The following is a 2746-nucleotide window of genomic DNA, read 5'->3' as shown; positions in this document are numbered from 1 at the left end:
AACCAGCCGAAGGCCGAACCGTCCTGCGGCCACGCCACCGAGCGGACAGCCTCGGCCAGCAGTCTGTCCTCGCCCGCCGCCACGCCATCCCGTGTCAGCCAATGAACCTCGATGCCCGTGCCATTGTTGATCGCTTGTCTTTCACCATCATTGGCGATCTCGACGAAGGCGACGCCTTTTGTCCCGGCCGGTAGCGTCTCCAGCAGCCGAGCCAGCGCCGGCAAGCCGGTTTCGTCGGCGCCCATGACGTACCATTCTGCCTGCCGCACCGGACGGCCGACCGGGCCCATGATGCCAACCTTCATGCTGGGCGCGGCCTGCATGGCCCAGGCGGAGCCGACGCTCTCGCCGGGATGGATCAGGAAGTCGACATCGATGATGCCCTTTTCCACGTCGAGCGCGCGGATGGTGTAGACGCGCGCCACTGGGCGCCGGTCGTCGGTGGGCCAGACCGGTAAGCCATTGCCGCCCAGCACCGGCCACAGCGGATCGGGGACGTCCCTGGTCGGAAACAGCATGCGGATATGCATGCCGCCGAACTTGGCGAAGCGCGAGAGGTTCTCGCCGGTCAGACGAATGCGGCGCATATTCGGAGTGAGGTCGCGAACATCGGTCACCACCATCTCGCGGAACTGGGCGAGGCTGGTTTCGCCTGAGAGATCGCCGGTCCAGACGATCTCGGGGTTTTCCTCCTTGGCGTAGACCTGTACGGCTGTGGCGAGCAGGTCCTTGATACGGGCGAGCCCGTCGCGGTCGGCAGCATTGGCCCGCATCACCAGCCGCTCCATGTCGAACGAGGCGCCGCCGAAGGCAAAGCGGAAATCGATGCGCTGTCCCTGATGCGAAGCATCGGCCTCGAAGCTCCGCAGCCTGTCGGAGATGCTGTCCATGTAGTCCGGCAGACGCCGCAGGTTGAGCCGTGCCTCGCAGGCCAGTTCACGCACCGATGCTTCGTTCATTGTCAGCCTCCGATCCTGCCGGTGAGGCCCACCTTGAAGGTGCGGCCCTTGCCCTGTTCTGTTGCCGCCGAGGTCGACCATGCGCTTTGCGGATCGGTGTAGGCGGTGTTGAAGATGTTATCGACGCCGAAATCGAGCTTGAGGTTGTCGTTGACGCGCCAGTTGGCGAAGACATTGACCAGATCGAAACCGTCATCGACGACCGGCACGGCGTTGGGATTGGTGCGGCTGGTGCGGGTGATCTTGCCGACGCTGAGATATTGCGCGCCGACGGTGAGCTGGTCCTCCAGCATGCGGAAGCCGATCGTGGCCGAGAAGCGGTCGAGCGGCGTGTTGTTCAACGCCTGGCCGGAATAGACGCCGCTGACGACCTTGGCGTCGATCAGCGCGCCGGAGAGGTTCACGAAACCCCAGCCATAATCATAAACCATCTCGGCCTCTACGCCCTTCAGGCGTGCGTCGCCGATGTTGATTGCCGTGCGCGGCAGCACGGTGAGGTCGACGTCGATGTAATCCTCGACGTCAGTGTGGAAAACGTTGACCTTGGCGCGCAGCCGATCACCCGCCGTCAGCACATCGTCATATTTCACGTTGACGCCGGCCTCCCAGTTCTTTGCCGTCTCGGGCTGCAGCAGAAGATTGGGCCGATATGTATCACCGCCGCCATGCGCGCCGCCGCCACGGAAGACATCCTGCAGACCCGGCGCCCGGTAGCCTTCGGAATAGGTGCCATAGAGCTGGAAGCCATCGAATGGCGTGACGCCGACGGTGAGGCGCGGCGACCAACGATCGCCGGAGATCGAGGCTTCCTGCGGTGACGGGATGCGCGTCTCGCCATCGAGCTGGTAGCCGTCATAGCGCATCGCCGCGATGACCTGCAGCCAATCCCCGTAATCGCCCTGCCACTGCAGGAAGCCGCCATAACCCTGCTGTTGGCCAGCGCCGAAATGCGCCGCTTCCGAGGAGGCCTCGAGATAGTAGTAGTCGAGTCCGTAGGTCAGCGTATGTGCTAGTCCCCAGACGTCGAAACGCGAGGAGTTCTTCACATTGAAACCTGTCGTGGCCACGTCGTAGAAGCGGAAATTGCCGATCGCCGAGGTCGGCCAGACCTGCGTCTGCTCGGCGCGGGTGCGGTTGTGATAGGCATTGGCGCTGAAGTCGATCAGCGCGTTGTCGTCGGGCTTCCAGGTGTAAGCGGCGGTGTAGGTCTGGTTGGTGGTGTCGGTGTCATAGCGGCTCAGGGTCGGCGAGGTCGAGCCGCTCGATCCGGTGATCTGGTCGTTGTAGCGCTGCAGGATGGCGCCGAGCTTCAGCTCATGGCCATCGGCCGGCCGCAACGTCGCCTTCAGATAGCCGCTGGTCACCCGCTCGCCGGTCCATGGCACGGTGTCGCCATTGCCATCGGTGTAGCTGTCGCGGTCGCGGTAGATGAGGTTGCCGATGATATCGGCATCGTCGCTGAAGCGGTAGGCACCGGTGGTGCTGGTGGTGAAGCCGTCGCCATTGTCCTCGTAGCCGAGCTTCTCGCTCAGCGCCCAGCGCTCATCCTTCTTGAGGAAATCGCCGGCATCCTTGGTCTCGAAGGAGACGACGCCGCCGATGCCGCCGGAACCATAGGCATTCGAGACCGGACCGCGAATGACGGTGGCTTCCTTGATCAGGTCGGGTTCGACATAGAACGAGCCAGAGCCATGACCGACGCGCCAGTAGTCCTGGCGGGCGCCGTCGAGGGGGACGACGACGCGGCCATATTGCTCCAGGCCGCGGATGTTGATGGCGGTTGGGGG

General features: G+C 63.8%; 2 protein-coding genes. Both read right to left on the bottom strand.

Annotated features, from left to right (window positions below; translation table 11 throughout):
* Nucleotides 1-959: siderophore-interacting protein (locus tag ENZ75_RS27585; RefSeq protein ID WP_164888045.1), on the bottom strand; the 959-nt coding region annotated here is incomplete at its 3' end.
* A gap of 2 nt (nucleotides 960-961) precedes the next feature.
* Nucleotides 962-2746: TonB-dependent receptor (locus tag ENZ75_RS27580; RefSeq protein ID WP_128278462.1), on the bottom strand; the 1785-nt coding region annotated here is incomplete at its 5' end.

It is taken from the genome of Mesorhizobium sp. M7A.F.Ca.CA.002.04.1.1, assembly GCF_004022805.1.
In the GTDB taxonomy this organism is placed as follows: domain Bacteria; phylum Pseudomonadota; class Alphaproteobacteria; order Rhizobiales; family Rhizobiaceae; genus Mesorhizobium; species Mesorhizobium ciceri.
Note: the sequence above shows the minus strand (reverse complement) of the source record. Positions and strands in the feature narration are given on the sequence as shown.